The 15457-nt window shown below is 60.0% G+C and carries 14 protein-coding genes and 1 pseudogene; 3 read left to right on the plus strand and 12 right to left on the minus strand.

Going from position 1 to position 15457, the window contains the following annotated elements; translation table 11 throughout:
- Window positions 1-40: 40 nt before the first annotated feature.
- A pseudogene (locus QF043_RS03525) lies at window positions 41-256 on the plus strand (cytochrome C); the annotation flags it as partial.
- 25 nt (window positions 257-281) lie between these two features.
- On the opposite strand, the gene QF043_RS03530 reads toward QF043_RS03525, so the two are convergent.
- Window positions 282-1532 (minus strand): aspartate aminotransferase family protein, encoded by a 1251-nt coding sequence (locus QF043_RS03530; protein WP_307417526.1) that lies wholly within the window; start codon window positions 1530-1532, stop codon window positions 282-284.
- Window positions 1533-1755: 223 nt separating this feature from the next.
- Between QF043_RS03530 and QF043_RS03535 the strand changes: the two genes are divergently transcribed.
- Complete coding sequence (locus QF043_RS03535; RefSeq protein WP_307417527.1) at window positions 1756-2772, plus strand: amino acid ABC transporter substrate-binding protein; 1017 nt, start codon at window positions 1756-1758, stop codon at window positions 2770-2772.
- 330 nt (window positions 2773-3102) lie between these two features.
- Here QF043_RS03535 and QF043_RS03540 read toward each other — a convergent pair whose 3' ends face one another.
- The 8 genes from QF043_RS03540 to QF043_RS03575 form a co-directional block, all read right to left on the minus strand.
- A complete protein-coding gene (locus QF043_RS03540) occupies window positions 3103-4116 on the minus strand; it encodes a sensor domain-containing diguanylate cyclase (RefSeq protein ID WP_307417528.1) in 1014 nt (337 codons plus the stop codon).
- Between the two features lie 190 nt (window positions 4117-4306).
- A complete protein-coding gene (locus QF043_RS03545; RefSeq protein WP_307417529.1) occupies window positions 4307-4615 on the minus strand; it encodes an XRE family transcriptional regulator in 309 nt (102 codons plus the stop codon).
- Window positions 4616-4625: 10 nt separating this feature from the next.
- Complete coding sequence (locus tag QF043_RS03550; protein WP_307417530.1) at window positions 4626-4967, minus strand: type II toxin-antitoxin system RelE/ParE family toxin; 342 nt, start codon at window positions 4965-4967, stop codon at window positions 4626-4628.
- Window positions 4968-5158: 191 nt separating this feature from the next.
- Window positions 5159-7057 (minus strand): alkaline phosphatase D family protein, encoded by a 1899-nt coding sequence (locus tag QF043_RS03555; protein ID WP_307417531.1) that lies wholly within the window; start codon window positions 7055-7057, stop codon window positions 5159-5161.
- Window positions 7058-7165: 108 nt separating this feature from the next.
- On the minus strand, window positions 7166-7363 hold the full coding sequence (locus QF043_RS03560) for a hypothetical protein (RefSeq protein WP_307417532.1): 198 nt from the start codon (window positions 7361-7363) through the stop codon (window positions 7166-7168).
- 142 nt (window positions 7364-7505) lie between these two features.
- Window positions 7506-9734, minus strand: a complete 2229-nt coding sequence (locus QF043_RS03565) for an ATP-binding protein (protein ID WP_307417533.1) — start codon at window positions 9732-9734, stop codon at window positions 7506-7508.
- Window positions 9731-10345, minus strand: coding sequence for a biliverdin-producing heme oxygenase (locus QF043_RS03570; protein WP_307417534.1), 615 nt, complete (start codon window positions 10343-10345; stop codon window positions 9731-9733). The genes QF043_RS03565 and QF043_RS03570 overlap by 4 nt, the downstream gene beginning before the upstream one ends.
- A gap of 194 nt (window positions 10346-10539) precedes the next feature.
- Window positions 10540-10920 (minus strand): response regulator, encoded by a 381-nt coding sequence (locus tag QF043_RS03575; RefSeq protein ID WP_307417535.1) that lies wholly within the window; start codon window positions 10918-10920, stop codon window positions 10540-10542.
- 181 nt (window positions 10921-11101) lie between these two features.
- Here QF043_RS03575 and QF043_RS03580 point away from each other — a divergent pair, with 181 nt between their 5' ends.
- Window positions 11102-11476, plus strand: coding sequence for a cytochrome c family protein (locus QF043_RS03580; protein ID WP_307417536.1), 375 nt, complete (start codon window positions 11102-11104; stop codon window positions 11474-11476).
- On the opposite strand, the gene QF043_RS03585 is transcribed toward QF043_RS03580, so the two are convergent.
- From QF043_RS03585 to QF043_RS03595, 3 genes are all read right to left on the minus strand, one after another.
- Entirely contained in the window at window positions 11477-13498 is a 2022-nt protein-coding gene (locus QF043_RS03585) for an LTA synthase family protein (protein ID WP_307417537.1), read from the minus strand. It abuts the gene before it with no gap.
- Window positions 13499-13571: 73 nt separating this feature from the next.
- Window positions 13572-14183 (minus strand): hypothetical protein, encoded by a 612-nt coding sequence (locus QF043_RS03590; protein WP_307417538.1) that lies wholly within the window; start codon window positions 14181-14183, stop codon window positions 13572-13574.
- Window positions 14183-15451: an exo-alpha-sialidase gene (locus tag QF043_RS03595; RefSeq protein WP_307417539.1), complete on the minus strand. Its 1269-nt coding sequence runs from the start codon at window positions 15449-15451 to the stop codon at window positions 14183-14185. The genes QF043_RS03590 and QF043_RS03595 overlap by 1 nt, the downstream gene beginning before the upstream one ends.
- Window positions 15452-15457: the final 6 nt, after the last annotated feature.

Here is a 15457-nt window from a genome sequence, read left to right on the forward strand (position 1 = left end):
AGGGGACTGCTCCACGCTAGGTTATTAAAGGATTAATGCGATGGCCTTTTCATTGGCCCGCCTGGCCTTGCTGGGGGCGACGCTGTGTCTTGCGCTGCCTCTGCACGCCGCCCCAACCCAAATCGAGCAGGGTCAATATGTGGCACAACTGGGCGACTGCATCGCCTGCCATACCGCCAAGAAAGGTCAGGTGATGGCCGACGGGCTGGAGCTGAGCACGCCGTTGGGCACGATTTATTCGAGCAACATCACACCGGCGGCAAACCGGTGGATGCGCGTTATTAAGCCAACTGCTTAAGGCAGGCCTCGAGAATATCCAGGCCTTGCTCCAGCACCGCAGGCTCCGTGGTCAGCGGTGCCAGCAGGCGGATGATATGCCGTGATTTGCCGCTGGGCATCAACAACAAGCCGGCCTCGCGTGCCAGGCTGAGCAGTTGGGTCAGTTGCTGGGGCGCAGGCGTGCCGTCGGCATGGGCCAGCTCGATGCCGCGCATGGCACCCACGCCGGTCAGGCGGCCCAGATAGGGCGACAGCGGCTGCTCGCGCCAGGCGGTATAACGGCTGACGATGGCGGCTTCCTGCTGTGAGCCCCAGGTTTTCAGCTGTTCATCGGTCATCGCGTCCAACGTCGCCAACGCCGCTGCGCAGGCAATCGGGTTACCGGAATACGTGCCACCGAGGCCACCCTTGGGCAAGTTGTCGAGCAGCGCCTTGCGCCCGACCACCGCGCCCAATGGCACACCACCGGCGATGCTTTTGCCGAGCAGGATCAGATCCGGCTCGATGCCCAGGCGCGAGAAGGCAAAACGCTGGCCGGTACGCCCGAAGCCGGACTGGATTTCATCGGCAATCAGCAGGATGTTGTTCTCGTCACAGAAGCGGCGCAGGGCCTGGGCGAACTCGATGTCCAGGGCCAGAAAGCCGCCTTCGCCCTGCACGGGCTCGATGATGAAACAGGCCACATCGTTTACGTCGATTTCCACGCTGAACAGACGGTCCATGGCCTTCAGGGCTTCGGCGCAGGTCACACCGTTATCGGCGCTGGGGTAGGGCAGGTGATACACCGGGCCGGGCAGCACTCCGACTTTTTGCTTGTACGGCGCTACCTTGCCATTGAGGTTGAGCGTGGCCAGGGTGCGGCCGTGGAAGGCGCCGTCAAAGGCGATCACCGCCGTGCGGCCGGTGGCGCCGCGCACGATTTTCAAGGCGTTTTCCGCCGCTTCCGCGCCGCTGTTGGTGAGCATGCCGCTCACCGCGTAATCCACCGGGATAAACGCACAAAGGCGATCCATCAGCTCGATGTAGGGCGCGTGCGGCGCGGCGTTGAACGCATAGTGGGTAAGCCGCGTGGCTTGCTCGCGAATCGCTTCCACCACGCCTGGGTGACAGTGCCCGAGGTTGAGCACGCCAATGCCGCCGACAAAATCGATATAGCGCTTGCCCGTGGTGTCCCAGACCTCGGCATTTTTACCGTGGCTGAGGCTGATGGGGTGAACGATGGAAATCGATTGGCTGATGGTTTCGCGGCTCATGAATCGGGGACTCGGCAATGGCGGGCGTGTATTTATCTAAGCCGCGCAGCCGGCCTTGCCGCAAACGAAATAAAATCGCCGGGTCATTCCAAATCGGAAGGAGCTGTTGCCTAAAGGTCGTTTGTGGCCACGCTGCAAACCTGACAATACTGCCGGGCAACCTCAGAAACCGGCGCGGGCAGTGCGGCGCCGAATAATAAAAGATTCACAGGGAGTGCCTCGCATGAACCACCTCAAAACCCTCATCGCGGCCACGGCCGTGGCGCTTGCCGGCAGTGCCCACGCGGGCGTGACCCTGGACGCGATCCAGAAAAAAGGCTTTATCCAGTGTGGCGTCAGCGACGGCTTGCCGGGTTTCGGCGTGCCGGACAGCCAGGGCAAGATGACCGGCCTCGATGTAGACGTGTGCCACGCCGTTGCCGCCGCCGTGTTCGGCGATGCCTCAAAAGTGAAGTTCACCCAGTTGACTGCCAAGGAGCGATTCACCGCGTTGCAATCGGGCGAAATCGACCTGATCTCCCGCAACACCACCTGGACCAGCTCCCGGGATTCCGGCATGGGCCTGGTGTTTACCGGCGTGACTTATTACGACGGCATCGGCTTTCTGGTCAACAACAAGCTGGGCGTGACCGGCGCCAGGCAACTCGATGGCGCCACCGTCTGCATCCAGGCCGGCACCACCACTGAACTCAACGTTTCGGATTACTTTCGCACCCACGGCATGAAGTACACGCCGATCACCTTCGACACCGCCGACGAGAGCGCCAAGGGCCTGGAAGCCGGGCGTTGCGACGTGCTCACGACCGACCAGTCGGGCCTGTATGCCCAGCGCATCAAGATGGCCCACCCGGATGAGTTCGTGGTGCTGCCGGAGGTGATTTCCAAAGAGCCCTTGGGGCCGCTGGTACGCAAGGGCGACGACGAGTGGTTCAGCATCGTCAAGTGGACCCTGTTCGCCATGCTCAATGCCGAGGAAATGGGCATCACCTCGCAGAATGTCGAGGAGCAGGCCAAGTCCACCCAGAACCCCGACGTTGCGCGGCTGCTGGGGGTCGACGGCGATTACGGCAAAGACCTGAAGTTGCGCAAGGATTGGGTGGTGCAGATCGTCAAGCAAGTGGGCAATTACGACGAGGTATTCGAGCGCAATATCGGCCAGGGCAGCGTGCTGAAGATCAAGCGTGGGCTTAATGCGTTGTGGAGCAATGGCGGCATCCAGTACGCACCGCCGGTGCGCTGACTGAACACTGCCTTAGGTGGGAGCTGGCTTGCCTGCGATGGCCACAGGTATCTCCACAACTTTCTACGGCCGCCACATTCTTCTGTGGCGAGCGGGCTAGCCCGCGTTGGGCTGCGCAGCAGCCCCAGTGCAGGTACCGTGATACTCCTGAAAGAACGCTGCGTCTGTTTTTTGGGGCTGCTGCGCAGCCCAACCAGGACAAGCCTGCTCGCCACAACAGCCCACTTGTCACAGACGTGGTACTTGTAGATAGCTATGCGGCGATGACGGCCTACCTGTGAGTGCATCGGTTACTGACACACGGCTAGCGCAGGCACGCCAGCTCCCACATCACTCCGAGACCGCATCCTTGCCCGCCGCCTTGGACCGGTACAGTGCTTGATCGGCACGTGCCATCAGGGCGGCGGGCGTTTCGCCCATCCGCCGCTCTACTACGCCCAGGCTCAGGGTGACTTTGAAAGCGCCCACGGCGGGCATCTCGGCGATGGCCTGACGGATGCGTTCAGCCAATTGCCTGGCGGTATCCACCGTGCTTTTGGGCAGGACCACCATAAACTCATCACCCCCCCAACGCGCGAGCAAGTCACCCTGACGCACACAGGTTTCCAGCCTTTCTACCACGCTCACCAAGGTCTGATCGCCGACGCCATGACCCTGTTTGTCGTTGATCGGCTTGAAGTCATCGATATCCATGGCCACCAAGGCCAGCGGTACCCGAAAACGCTCGGCACGGTCGCACTCCTCCAGCAGCACCTTCTCCAGGCGATAACGGTTGGCAATGCGCGTCAAGGCGTCCTGTTCGGCCAGGGAACGGTTCTCGTCCAACTGCAATTGCAGTTGCTGATTGACCCGTGACAATTCAAGGGTGCGTTCGGCCACCAGCGCTTCCAGCGACTGGTTGCGCTGTTGCAGCTGTTCGATGGAAATTTTTCGTGTATGAATATCGCGGTGCGCGCCGACCATGCGCGCTACTGAGTTGTCGGGGTTACGTGCAATGACGTAGCCACGGTCTTCGATCCACAAGTAAGTGCCATCTGCTTTGCGGCAACGATACTCGGCTTGGTAATGGGGCGCGCGTTGGCTGATGTAGTCATCAAATACGGCCATGACGCGTGGATAATCTTCGGGGTGAATCACGTTCTCCCAGGTAAACACGCTGTTCTCCAGGGAGTGACGGGGGTAGCCAAGCATCATGTACCAGCCGGGGCTGCGGTACACGAACCCGGTGTTGGCATTCCAGTCCCAGATGCCGTCGCTGACCAGTTCCATCACCGCATGCAACATGTCGGCGTTGAGTTCGGAAAAGTTATTGCGCAGCGGTTTATTGCCGGATGTCTCGTTCATCTGTGCACTTCCCTGCCGATGCTGGCTTCTACGGCCAGTCTTCATTGAAGCCGGTACACCGTGGCTGACGTTACTCTACATCGCGGCTTGCGCGCTTTGAATAGGATGAGTGTGCTGCTTTAGTGGTGTGGCGTTAGGCCATTATTCGGCAGGCGAAGAGACATACGTTTTGCTCGCCTGGCACGAGCTTTCACGCCCTGGCGGGTCTTGCCTGCGTGTTCGATATGAGGCGAATTTCCACCTGTTGACCCAAAGCCCTTGCCGCACTGGCCAGGGTGGACAGGGTCATGCCCGCGTCATTTTGGTCCAGTGCTCGATCTACGGCGGTACGGCTGGTGTGCATACGTTCGGCCAGCGCTTTCTTGCTGACCTTTTGCACCTTCATCACCTCTGCCAACTGCCAGGCAATCACACGCTTCAACGCCCCCGCAGAGACTTCTTCTATGAGCCCGTCATCGTTGAGAAAATCATCAAAGTTGGAGCCGATATGCTTATTCATGGGATGTTCCTCAAAGCTTGTTTTTACGATGTCTGGCGGTGTTCAGGTCGACTAAAGGTATTTTTTGACTTTTTTTGATAAAGCCATGCAGCAAAACCATTTGGCTGGCAACCAAGGTAAAAATGACGCGTGCCGCATTTTCACCAAGATCGGTTCGGACCTCCCAAAGGCGATGCTCCAGCTTCCTAACCAACGGCATCCCTTGCGGCCATCCGAGTTGGACCGATTTTATGTCAGTGCCTATAAGTTTTTTTGATTCCCTGGGCAGTTCCATCAGCCATTCACGCACGGGCTCGTTGCCAGCCTCGGTTCGGTAAAATGCGACGTTCAACACGAGAGGTAGGTCGTTCACAGAGAGTGCACCAAAATAGGTTCATAAGGCAATCAGCGATTGAAGGGTCTTTTCGCGAAGATTGATCAGAGCCTGGCACTTATTTTGTGAGTTGCTGAGGTTGAAGCGTTTCAAAAAAAATCAGTAAAAATAAAGAGTTATGAGTTTTCTGAAAGGTATGTGCGAGATTGATTTGCCATGCGTAAGAAAACTCACTGCGGCGCCACCATCCGTGTTCGCGGCTTGCCATCCGCGTTGTGCTGGTAAATCGCCTCCGGCTGACCCTGCTCATTGAAAAACACTTGGCCGATGCCCGCCGAATTCCACAGCCGTTCACCCGCCTCGGCATGCTCCGGGATATGCGGCACCACCTGCATGGTGCGCCGGCGCGTGAAACCGTTGAGGGGCGAGCGCGGTGAGTAGAGCCAGCGGTTGAGGCGGTCGAACCATTCCAGCAAGCGCGCCGGGAACTGGTTCTTGATGCCGCTGCTGGTGATCTGCCAGATTTTGGGGCCGGCGCTGCGGTGGCGGATCAGCACTTCATAGACGAACGAATAATGCACATCGCCCGACAGGATCACGTAGTTCCCCGGCGTGCGCGAGTGGCGGAAGATATTCAGGATCACCTGGGCGGCACCGCGATGAGCCATCCAGTTTTCGGCGTCTACCAACAGCGGGTAGCCGCACCAACTGAAGACCTTCTGCACGGTCTCGATCAGCTTGACGCCGAAGATCGGCGCGGGCGAAACGATGATGGCCGACGGGTGGTCCAGCAGGGCCTGCTGCAGTTCGCTCAAGGCTTCCCAGTCCAGCAGGCCGGAGGGTTGCTTGAGCGCAAACTCACTGCGCCAGCGCCTTGTGCGCGTGTCGAGCACCACCAGTGCGGGCGTGGTGGGCAGCACGTAATGCCAGTGCTGAAAGTTCAGCAGGCGTTGCAGCAGTCCGTCCTGCGCAGCGGCGTGCAGGTGGTTGTCTTGAGCCCCGGCGGCCAGCGCCTGGGTGTGTTCCAGCAGTTCGCCAAACACATCCGGCTGGTTGCCCCAGCCCTGGCACAGCATATAAGCGAGCAGGGCATTGCCGATGATGCGTTGGGAGAATGGATGGCCGTAGGCGGTGGCTTCCCATTGGGCGCTGAGGTTCCAGTCGTCGGTGATGTCGTGATCGTCAAAGATCATCAGCGTCGACAGGTGTGCGAAAACCCGCGCAACACCAGGCAGGCCGTCACGGAACCGATCGACCTGCACGTGTTCCTGGTCGTAGCGCAGTTGTTCCGACGCGCTTAATGACGGCGGCTGTGGCGTGATCAGGGTCCAGGGCGTGGGCGACCACACCAGCAGGTACATCGCCACTACTTCGGCAAAGGTCACCAGGTGGTTGTCGGCGGTGCTGCTGGTAAATATCGGTTTTTTCACACCGCCGAAAAACCGTTCGCGCAGCGTTTCGTTGCTGTCCAGTGCGGGCAGCAGATCCGCGCGGTGGTAATAGCTGGCGCGATGCTCGTAGAGGCTGGCGCTGTCATCCACCACGGCGCCTTCCAGGTATTCGTCGAACAATTCTAAACGCGCGATCAGCGCATGAATCGCCCGCAGCATGGGGCCGGCCACGTCGTCGGCGTAGACCTGGTCGCCGCTCATCATCAACAGCGCCGGGCGTTCGGCCGGTGTGTGGGCGTCAGCCAGCAAGCGGTCGATGCACAGCAAACCGTCATTGGCGGGGTGGTGAGGTTTGCGGCAGGAACCGTGCACCAACTGGTGGATGCGGCTGTGCAGCACGAAATTCGCCGACGATGCGTTGGCATACAGCAGGTGCGGTGCCCATTCGGCAATGCCGCTGCCGTCGACCAGCAAGTCGTAGTCGATCATCACGTCCAGCGGCAGGGCTTCGCTCAGCGACACGTCGATCAGGTGGATAAAGGCGTAGCGGCCAACGGGCACGACTTGGCACTGCTGGGGGCCCAGATCGATCGTCAGGGCTTGGCCTTCAGGTGCTTGCAGCCTCAAGGCCAATCGCAGGACACGGCTGCCCACCAGCCAGATCACCAGACGCTGGGGTTCCAGGCGCCGAAGCAGTGGGCCGGCAATGACGGCGGGCAGTGTGTCGGATTGCGGCATGCAGCAAGCAGCTCATACAAGTCAGGGCTGAAAAGGGTAACGCAGAGGATGTCAGCGTTTTGTTAACAGCGTGCCGCAGATACCTTGTAGCCGATTACCCTTGTTGCATTAAAGCAGCATGCCTTGCCCCAGGGAGTCCAGAGACACTCGATAAGGCTTGGGCTTGGGCGGTGCGTTTTGCATCATGGGGTTGCTGTCGGGACGTGAGGGCTTTTCAGCGGACCGGGTGGCCATTTCAGCCATTTGGTTGGCCAGGTGGACAGCTATGTTGAACTGAGCGCCGGGGAGCATGTGGACGATATTCATGGGGAAAACCTCTTGCCTAATTGGAGGGATGTTGTCGCATCAATGCTCCTTTTGACTGCGCGCTCACTCAGTGGCATTGGCCGGGTTTACGTTCCCGGCCATAGGTTTCTGCATGTTTAATATCTGTAGGACTGAATGTGCTTCAGGCAGGCTTGGGCACCGTAAACCTGAACTCACTGCCACGCCCCAACTCACTCTCAGCCTCGATCCGCCCGCCATGGGCCTGCACGATTCCTTGGGTGATATACAGCCCCAATCCGCTGCCGGTGGGGTTGTTTTCGGTTTGGGTCCAGTAGCGATCAAACACATGGGGCAACTGATCAGGCGCAATACCTTCGCCGGAGTCGCGCACCGAAAACACGATATCTTCGCCATTGCTCATGGCGCTGATGCCGATATTGCCCTGGCGCGGGGTGAACTTGATGGCATTGCCGATCAGGTTCGACAGCACCTGGAACAGGCGCTCCGGATCTGCATGGATCTGCAGGCCGGGTTCGGCGTTGAACGACAGGTCGATGCCTTTTTCCATCGCTAACGGCGCGAGCAGCGAATAGGCCTCTTCGAACATCTGGCTGACGTCCAGCGACACGGGCTTGACCACATAACGCCCAGCCTCGATTTTCGAGGTGTCGAGCAGATCTTCCAGCAGCACATTCATACGCCCGGCGGCCTGCTGCATAGTGTCGATGGCCGAGGAGATTCGCCGTGAGGTATGTGGGCCATCGGAGCTGAAGGCCTTTTGCATCATGCCGCAGAGCATCGAGATGACCGTCATCGGGTTGCGCAGGTCGTGGGACACCACCGCCACCAGCTCATCACGCGCACGCACGGCTTGCTGTTCGCGCAACACTTGGCGGGCCAGGTCATTTTCCAGGGCGAAGCGGCGCAGGTCGTTGGCGGCAAACCGGTCGCCGTGGCTCCACTTGGTGGAGATACCGGCCATTTCGACTTTCCAGATTTCAAACGAGGTGCGTGGGCGCAGGCGCAAACCGGCGTCGGAGCTTTCCAGGTTCAGCGGCTTGTTCGGGTCGCCGCTCCAGTTGATGTTCTCTTTGACCTCTGGGCGGAACCACAACACGCCGTTATCCACAGGCTTGGGCAGGCTCATGGCCAGAACGCCACTGGCCACTTGCTGGAACTCGGTAGCCGGCGGGTACACCGATGCCAGATTGTGGCTGGAAAACACCGGCTCGCCGCTTTCCTGCAGCCACCTGTGCAGCGCACGAATCTGCGCAGGCTCGGGGCAATTACCGTAACGGTGCAATTGCTTGTCTTCAATGATCGCCACGCCGCCCGACTGGGTCAGGTCCATCAGCACCTGCGGCTGCTGGGCCAGGCCATCGAAAACGTTTTGCTCCGAGGCTTTCATCGCGCGGTCCAGCAATGCCAGGGCTTCGACTTTTTCTTCGCGCTGGCGGATCAGGTCCAGGGCTTCCATGGCGCTGATCTGCAGCGACAGCACCTGGCCGATGGTCTGGCAGGCAACGCGCAGGTCGTGGGGTACCAGCAAGGGCTCGCGATTGCCGCAGCTGATCAGGCCCCACAACTTGTCGCCGGCCATCAACGAGATGCTCATGGACGACAGCACGCCCATGTTCTGCATGTATTGGCAGTGAATCGGCGACACACTGCGCAGGGTGGCGAAGCTCAGGTCCAGCGGCTGGTCAGTGCCCGGCCGCAGCTTGGGCAGCAGCGGCACCGGCTCATAGGCAGCGTTCGGGATGATGCGCAGCCAGTTGGTGCGGTACAGCTCGCGGGCCTGTTCGGGAATGTCGGACGCGGGGAAGAACAACCCGTTGAACAGCTCCATGGACGGCGCCGACGCTTCGGCAATCACCTGGCCGTGGCCTTCTTCTTCAAAGCGATAGATCAGCACCCGGTCGTAACCGGTCATGGCCTGGATTTCAGTCACGCTGATTTCGTACAGCGCTTGCAGGGTTTTCGCCGACTGCAAGCGTTGCAGCATCTTGCCCAGGTCACTGGTGCGGCCATTCAGGGCGCGGGGTTTGAAATTTTCAAGGCGCGGCTCGAACTCGAGTACCAGCACGTTCTGATGGCGATGCAGCAAGCCTTCAAATTGCGCACCATTGAGCGTGACATGCAGCGCCGGAGCATCGAGAAACCCGTTGTTTTCGGCGATCGATTGCACGGCTTGGGTAGGTTCAACGCCAATTAACTGATGCAGCGGTTGGCCCAGCAGCGCCTCGGGCGCGTGGCCGAACAGGCTGGCCACGTTGGCGCTGACCTGAGTGATGTGCAGCTCAGGCTCCGACAACGTCAACAGCACGCCGTGGGGCTGGATCGCGCCCGGGAAGCGAATCGGTTCGTCGGCACAGTTGGCAAGCAGCTCTTCAAAATCGTCGGGTTTCATAGCAGTACCTCCTGGCGGGCGAGCCATTGCTCAAAGCCACTGAATGTAGAACAGGCGGCATCGACCGCGCGCTGTTTTGCGTCAGCATCCAGCGGCAGGCGGCCCAAATAATCGAGAAAGTTTTTCCAGAACCGACCGGTTTCGGTGCCGTACACATCAAGGAACGCTCCGCCGGTATCGGCGTGTATGTCCAGGCGCCGGGCCATTTCCCGGCGTAGCACTTGGCCGCCAAGAGTCGCGCCTTCCAGTACGTACAGGGCACCGAGGCAGGCGGCGGGGGTGTCGAAGGTCGGATGTTGGGTGCAGCGGGGCAGGGCGTTGATGGCGTTATCATTCAAACCAAGTGCGCGCAAATCGCCCAGCAGTGTGGGCGTTTTCACCCGCAGTACAGTGTCGTATCCGTCGGGGATCAAGCCACTGGCGTACAGCGCTGCTTCCATCGGCGCATAAAACCCGTAGTACGCCTGGAGCAAGCGCCGATACCAGCCAGCATCCAACTGATCGGAGAAAAACGGCAAGCGCTTTTCCAACGCCACATGCAGCAAACCCGTGCCTGTGCGCAACGCTTCCAGCAATGAGGGCGCACTGACGTCATGGGCCTGTGAATGCATTCAATAAGCTCGAACTGTGGGCCTGACGGCCATGAATGACGCGTGAAATGGGCGACGATTCTACACAAGTCATTGCCGTCAACTGTACGCACAAGGCGAAAAGCCTGACGGGGGGATCAGAAAAGTCGCTCCTTGCGTAATAAATGACCACAGCGCATTGCAGCAAGTTCGGTTTAAGTGATGTCGCGACGCTATTAGTGCATGGATGCGCCTTGCTGGGCCAGTGCCGTTTGTACGCACTTAACCAAATGTTCCGCACTCCAGGGCTTGGGTAAAAACCGCACCGAGCCTCCCAGTTGCGCTGCCAGCTTGGTATTGCCCGAGGTCAGCACCACCGGCACCGACGGCCAACGATGCGCGACCACCTTGCTCAAGTCATAGCCATTGAGTAACCCTGGCATCTGGATATCGCTGACGATCAGGTCTACCGGGTCATCGCCGCGTTCCAGGTAAATCATGCCTTCATCCGCCGAAGGAAACGACGTCACATGCGCGCCGAAGTCCTCCAATACATCCACCATCAACGCACGAATGATTTCGTCGTCTTCCAATACCAAAATCGATGGCTGAGCCATGATCCTTACTCCTCCATCAGGGTTCAGTAGGGTGGAGTGGGCGCTGATTGATTAGGTTCGATTGGATGTTTTTTAAACGATGGGTGGTCGTTTTAGAGCGCTCGCGCGGGGTTAGCCACAGCGGCACGCCGAATCGGATACAGGCATAATTGCTGCATCGTTGCCCGCTGTGGAGCCCTGCATGAAGTACGCCTTACTGACCCTCGCCTTGATCCTCAACACCGCCCCGGCCTTGGCGGACGGTGATGCCGAGGCCGGCGGCAAACTGTTCACCAAGACCTGCGGCGGCTGCCACAGCATTGGTGAAGGCGCACGCGGCGGCTTCGGGCCTGAACTGAACGGCATCATCGGCCGGCCTGCCGGCACCACCACGGACTATCAGTATTCCGACGCGATGAAAAACTCCGGCGTGGTCTGGACCCGCGACAAACTCGCCGCCTATATCGAGGCGCCGAAGAAGGTGGTGAGCGGTACGCGCATGATCTTCTGGGGTATCAGCGACCCGGAAAAAATCGAAAACATCCTGGCCTACCTGGAGACCTTCCAGCCCAAGTAATCACTCGCGCACGTTCCTGAACAGCATCAACCGTGCACTTTCATGCAGGCCACGGGTCAGCCCCTGCAGGCGCTGAAACTCTTCGGGATGCTGCTCGGCCACATCAATGCGCGGTGTTTGCGACGCCAGGTCATGCAAGCTCGGTGAGCCGCCGTCGTGCTGCATCTGCAACAGGAAGTGCTGGGTCACGCCGCCGATAATCGGGAAGGTGCCCTCGTGCAATACCAGTGGCACCACACGCTCGCCTTCCGGCGCCGGCTGTTGGATATCACGACCCATCGCGCCATTGCGAAACGGCACGCCCGCCATACCGGCCACGGTCGGCAGCAAGTCCGCCAACCCCACGGCTTCGTCAATAACGCGCGGCTTAAGCCCCGGCGCGTGGATCAGCAGTGGCACGTTGTTGCTTTCCAGGCCCAGTTGCTCGAAGGCCGGCGCCATGTGCGGGATCTGGCTGATGCGCGTGTTGTGGTCGCCAAACAACACAAAAATGCTGTTGTCGTACCAGCCACCCGCCTTGGCGATGTCCATCAGGCGGCCGATGTTGTAATCCAGCAGGCGCACCGCGTTGTATTGCTCGACGCTGCGCGAACCGGCAGCCTGGACTTGTTCCAGCGTTACGTTGTTTAACTGAAAACCGTCGTTTTGTTTTGGAATGGTGAATGGTCGATGGTTGCCGGAGGTTTGCAGGTAGGCAAAGAACGGCTGGCCCTTGGGCACCGCGCTTAGCAGTTGGTCGCCTTCCTTGAACAGGTCCAGGTCAGAGATGCCCCACACGTCCACCCGGGGCGAGCGCCAGTGGCTTTCGTCAAACAGCTGCACGCCGTCGATGCTCTGGCGGATCAGTGCGTTGATATTCGCCCAACCGGCGTTGCCGCCGATCATGTAGAACTTCTGGTAACCCTCGAAGGCGTTGATCAACGTGTGTTGCCGCGTGATCAGCGGGTTGCGCGTGGCGGTCTCCTGGCGGGTCACGTCGGGTATGCCGGTGATGCTCGCCCACACAGTCTTGGCGGTACCGGTGACCGGCACATAGAAGTGTTTGAAGAACCAGCTTTGGGTTGCCAGCTTGTCCAGGTTCGGCGTGGGGTTCAGCGGGTTGCCATAGGCACCGACCGCACTGGTGCCCAGGGACTCGAGCATGACGAAAACCACGTTGGGCGGGCGCTCGCCGGCCAGCTTGTAGGGCTGCACACCTTGTTCACGGCTGAAGCTCAGCTTTTGCGCGTCAGGCTGGTCAACACCCAGGTACTCGGCCACTTGCGGGTAATGCGTGCGCACCTGGGCTTCATCGAATTGCGACTGGCCAACCTTGAGCGTGTCGTACAAAAACAGCACCGGGTTCAGGCCCACGGCGGCGACCTGGCTGTTGCCGGAGAAGAACGCATCACTCCAGCGCAGCGGCACCGGGTTTTCCAGGTTGAGATTGGCCACACGGCCCAGCAGGGCCAGCAGCACAATGACCACACCGGTCACGGACACCGACGCCACTGTGAGTTTGCCGATGGTTTTTGGCGCACGATCCAGCGTCAATCGCTCCAGGCACACCAGCGCCCACACCCACACGGCCACCGCCGCCAACCAGCAGGCAGTTATCCACAGCACCGGGTAGGTTTCCCACACCATCTGTTGAGAAATCTGCGCGTCTTGCAGATAGCGCAGCACCGTCGCGTTGATGCGCACGCCGAGGTAGGCGTAGTGGCCGAAGTCGATGATGTAGATGAGGCCCACCACGGCCAGTGCAATCAGCAGATAGCCGCGTGCCAGCCAGCGCAGGGCGGGCAGGGTGATAAGGTTCCAGCGCGGTAACCAGGCGAGCGCGGCCAGTGGCAGCAAAAGCAACACCGCCAGGCGCAGGTCGAAACGCAGGCCGATGCCGAAGGTTTCCAGCAAGCCCTTGGTGTTTAAATCCAGGCCGGAAAAGCTGATTAAAAACACCAGCCGCAACGCCGCCAGCAATACAAACACCAACCCGATCGCGCCCACGCCGTAGCGCAGGCGGCGTGATTGCAACGCAGTCATCATTAACCTCAACTAAATTTCCCTAACACCACAAAGCAAATGTGGGAGCGGGCTTGCTCGCGAAAGCGGTCTGTCAGCTAACGATGTTCTGACCGACACGGCGCATTCGCGAGCAAGCCCGCTCCCACAGTTTGAGTTGCATTAATCCAGCTACCAGGCAGTAACCCATCAACAGCGGGTCGACCAGGTAATCCCAATAGTTCTCCGACGCCTTGAGCCGCAGCGCAAATGCCAGCGTGCTCACCGCCAGCATCCACACCGCCAGCCTGTTGCGCAGCGCCAGCATCAACAGCGTCAATGCGCCTATCAACACAATCATCGGCCGAGGGTTAAACCCCCATCGGTAGGGATCGAAATACGTCAGCCCCATCGCCGCCGGGTACAGCACCAGGCACAGCCCGCCAAACAGCACCAGCAGTTGCACTTGATGTGGCCGGCCAAGCGGCTGCACCAGCCCCAACCGGCACACCGCCACCCACGCCAACAACACCAAGGTGCTGATCGCCAGGTCATCGGTAAAACTGCGCACATACGCGGCCAACGGCAGTTCATTTACCGGGATAAAGCTCAGCACCACCAACACCGGCAACAACCATGGCCGCCACGGCGCGGTAAACCGCAACGTGCTGAACAGCACAAACCCCAGCAATACAAAACTCAAATGGGCTTGCCACAACGCCATCATCACAAGCGCTCCGCCAGCCAGGCTTCGTTGAAGCTGACATGTTTGATAAAGGTGTTATTCCACGAGTACACCAAGTGGTACATGCCGTCCGGGCTGCGGCTGAAGTACGGGTATTCGTATTCGAAATCGCAGCCACGAGGTTTGCACACGCGGTAATCCAGGTTGCTCAGAAAGCGCTGTTCCAGCGGCAGGCGCTTGGCGCCGCTGGAGGCACGGAAGCCTTCGCCGATGATTTCTTTATAAGCCTGGGGAGAGAACGGCTGGCCGAGCGGGTCCGGCGACTGGTCCAATTGCACCACCGTGCGCCATTGCGTCATCTGCGCGTCGGTGCCGTAGAGGCTGAGCTTGAAGCGGCCGTCTTGCAGGTCGTTGAGGGCGACGAGTAAACCGTCGTCTTCAGTACCTACGGCCGCCAGCGATGAATTGGGGTTGGCCGGTTCCAGCGGGAACGGCTCGCTCCAGGTTTGCCCGGCATCCTCGGTGCGGCTGGCGAGCACGCGGTGATGGGTTTCACCGGCGTAGCGCAGCATCGCCACGGCTCGCTGGCCGTCCTGCGCCACGATGGTGGGCTGCAGCGAATGTTTGCCGCGGCTGATGCGGAATTTGTCGATCACCGCGCCGTCGGCACTCAAGTACAGGTACTCGGCAAACTTGCCCATGAACTCGTGATACACCGGCAACCCGATGGAACCATCGGCATGGAACACCGGCGCGGCGCGCACCAAGGTGCTGATATTGAAAAACGGCGAGGTCACCAATTGCCGAGGCGCCGACCAGTTTGCGCCGAGGTCATCGGAGACCATCACGTTGATCGCACTGGTGGCCCAGCCGCCGACTGACACCGACACATAAAACATCCACAGGCGTTTATCCGGCCCCAGGGCAATGACCGGGTTGCCCAGTTTGCGAATGTAACGCTGGGTGCCGTCGCGGGTGCTTTCCCGCGTGGCCAGCACCTGCTCGCCGCCCCATTCGCCACTGCGTGCATCAAACCGTGCCGTGCGCACCTGCACATCGGCGGCGCCTTCGCGCGAACCGGCAAACCACACGGCCATCAAGTCGCCGTCGGGCAGGGCGGTCACGGAGGAGGAGTGCACAAAGTCGGTGAGCTGTGACGACACAAAACGGCTGGTGTATTGCGGGGCTGCCGCCACCTTCGCCGGGCTCGGGTTCGCCTGGGCAAACGGCGCCAGCACGTGGGTCGGATGGCTCAGCCAGGCGGCGGTAAAGACGCCTAGCAGGCTGAAGATCAGTAGGGCGCAGCGCATAGGGAA

The sequence above is a fragment of the Pseudomonas sp. W3I7 genome, assembly GCF_030816095.1.
GTDB classification, from domain to species: domain Bacteria; phylum Pseudomonadota; class Gammaproteobacteria; order Pseudomonadales; family Pseudomonadaceae; genus Aquipseudomonas; species Aquipseudomonas salomonii.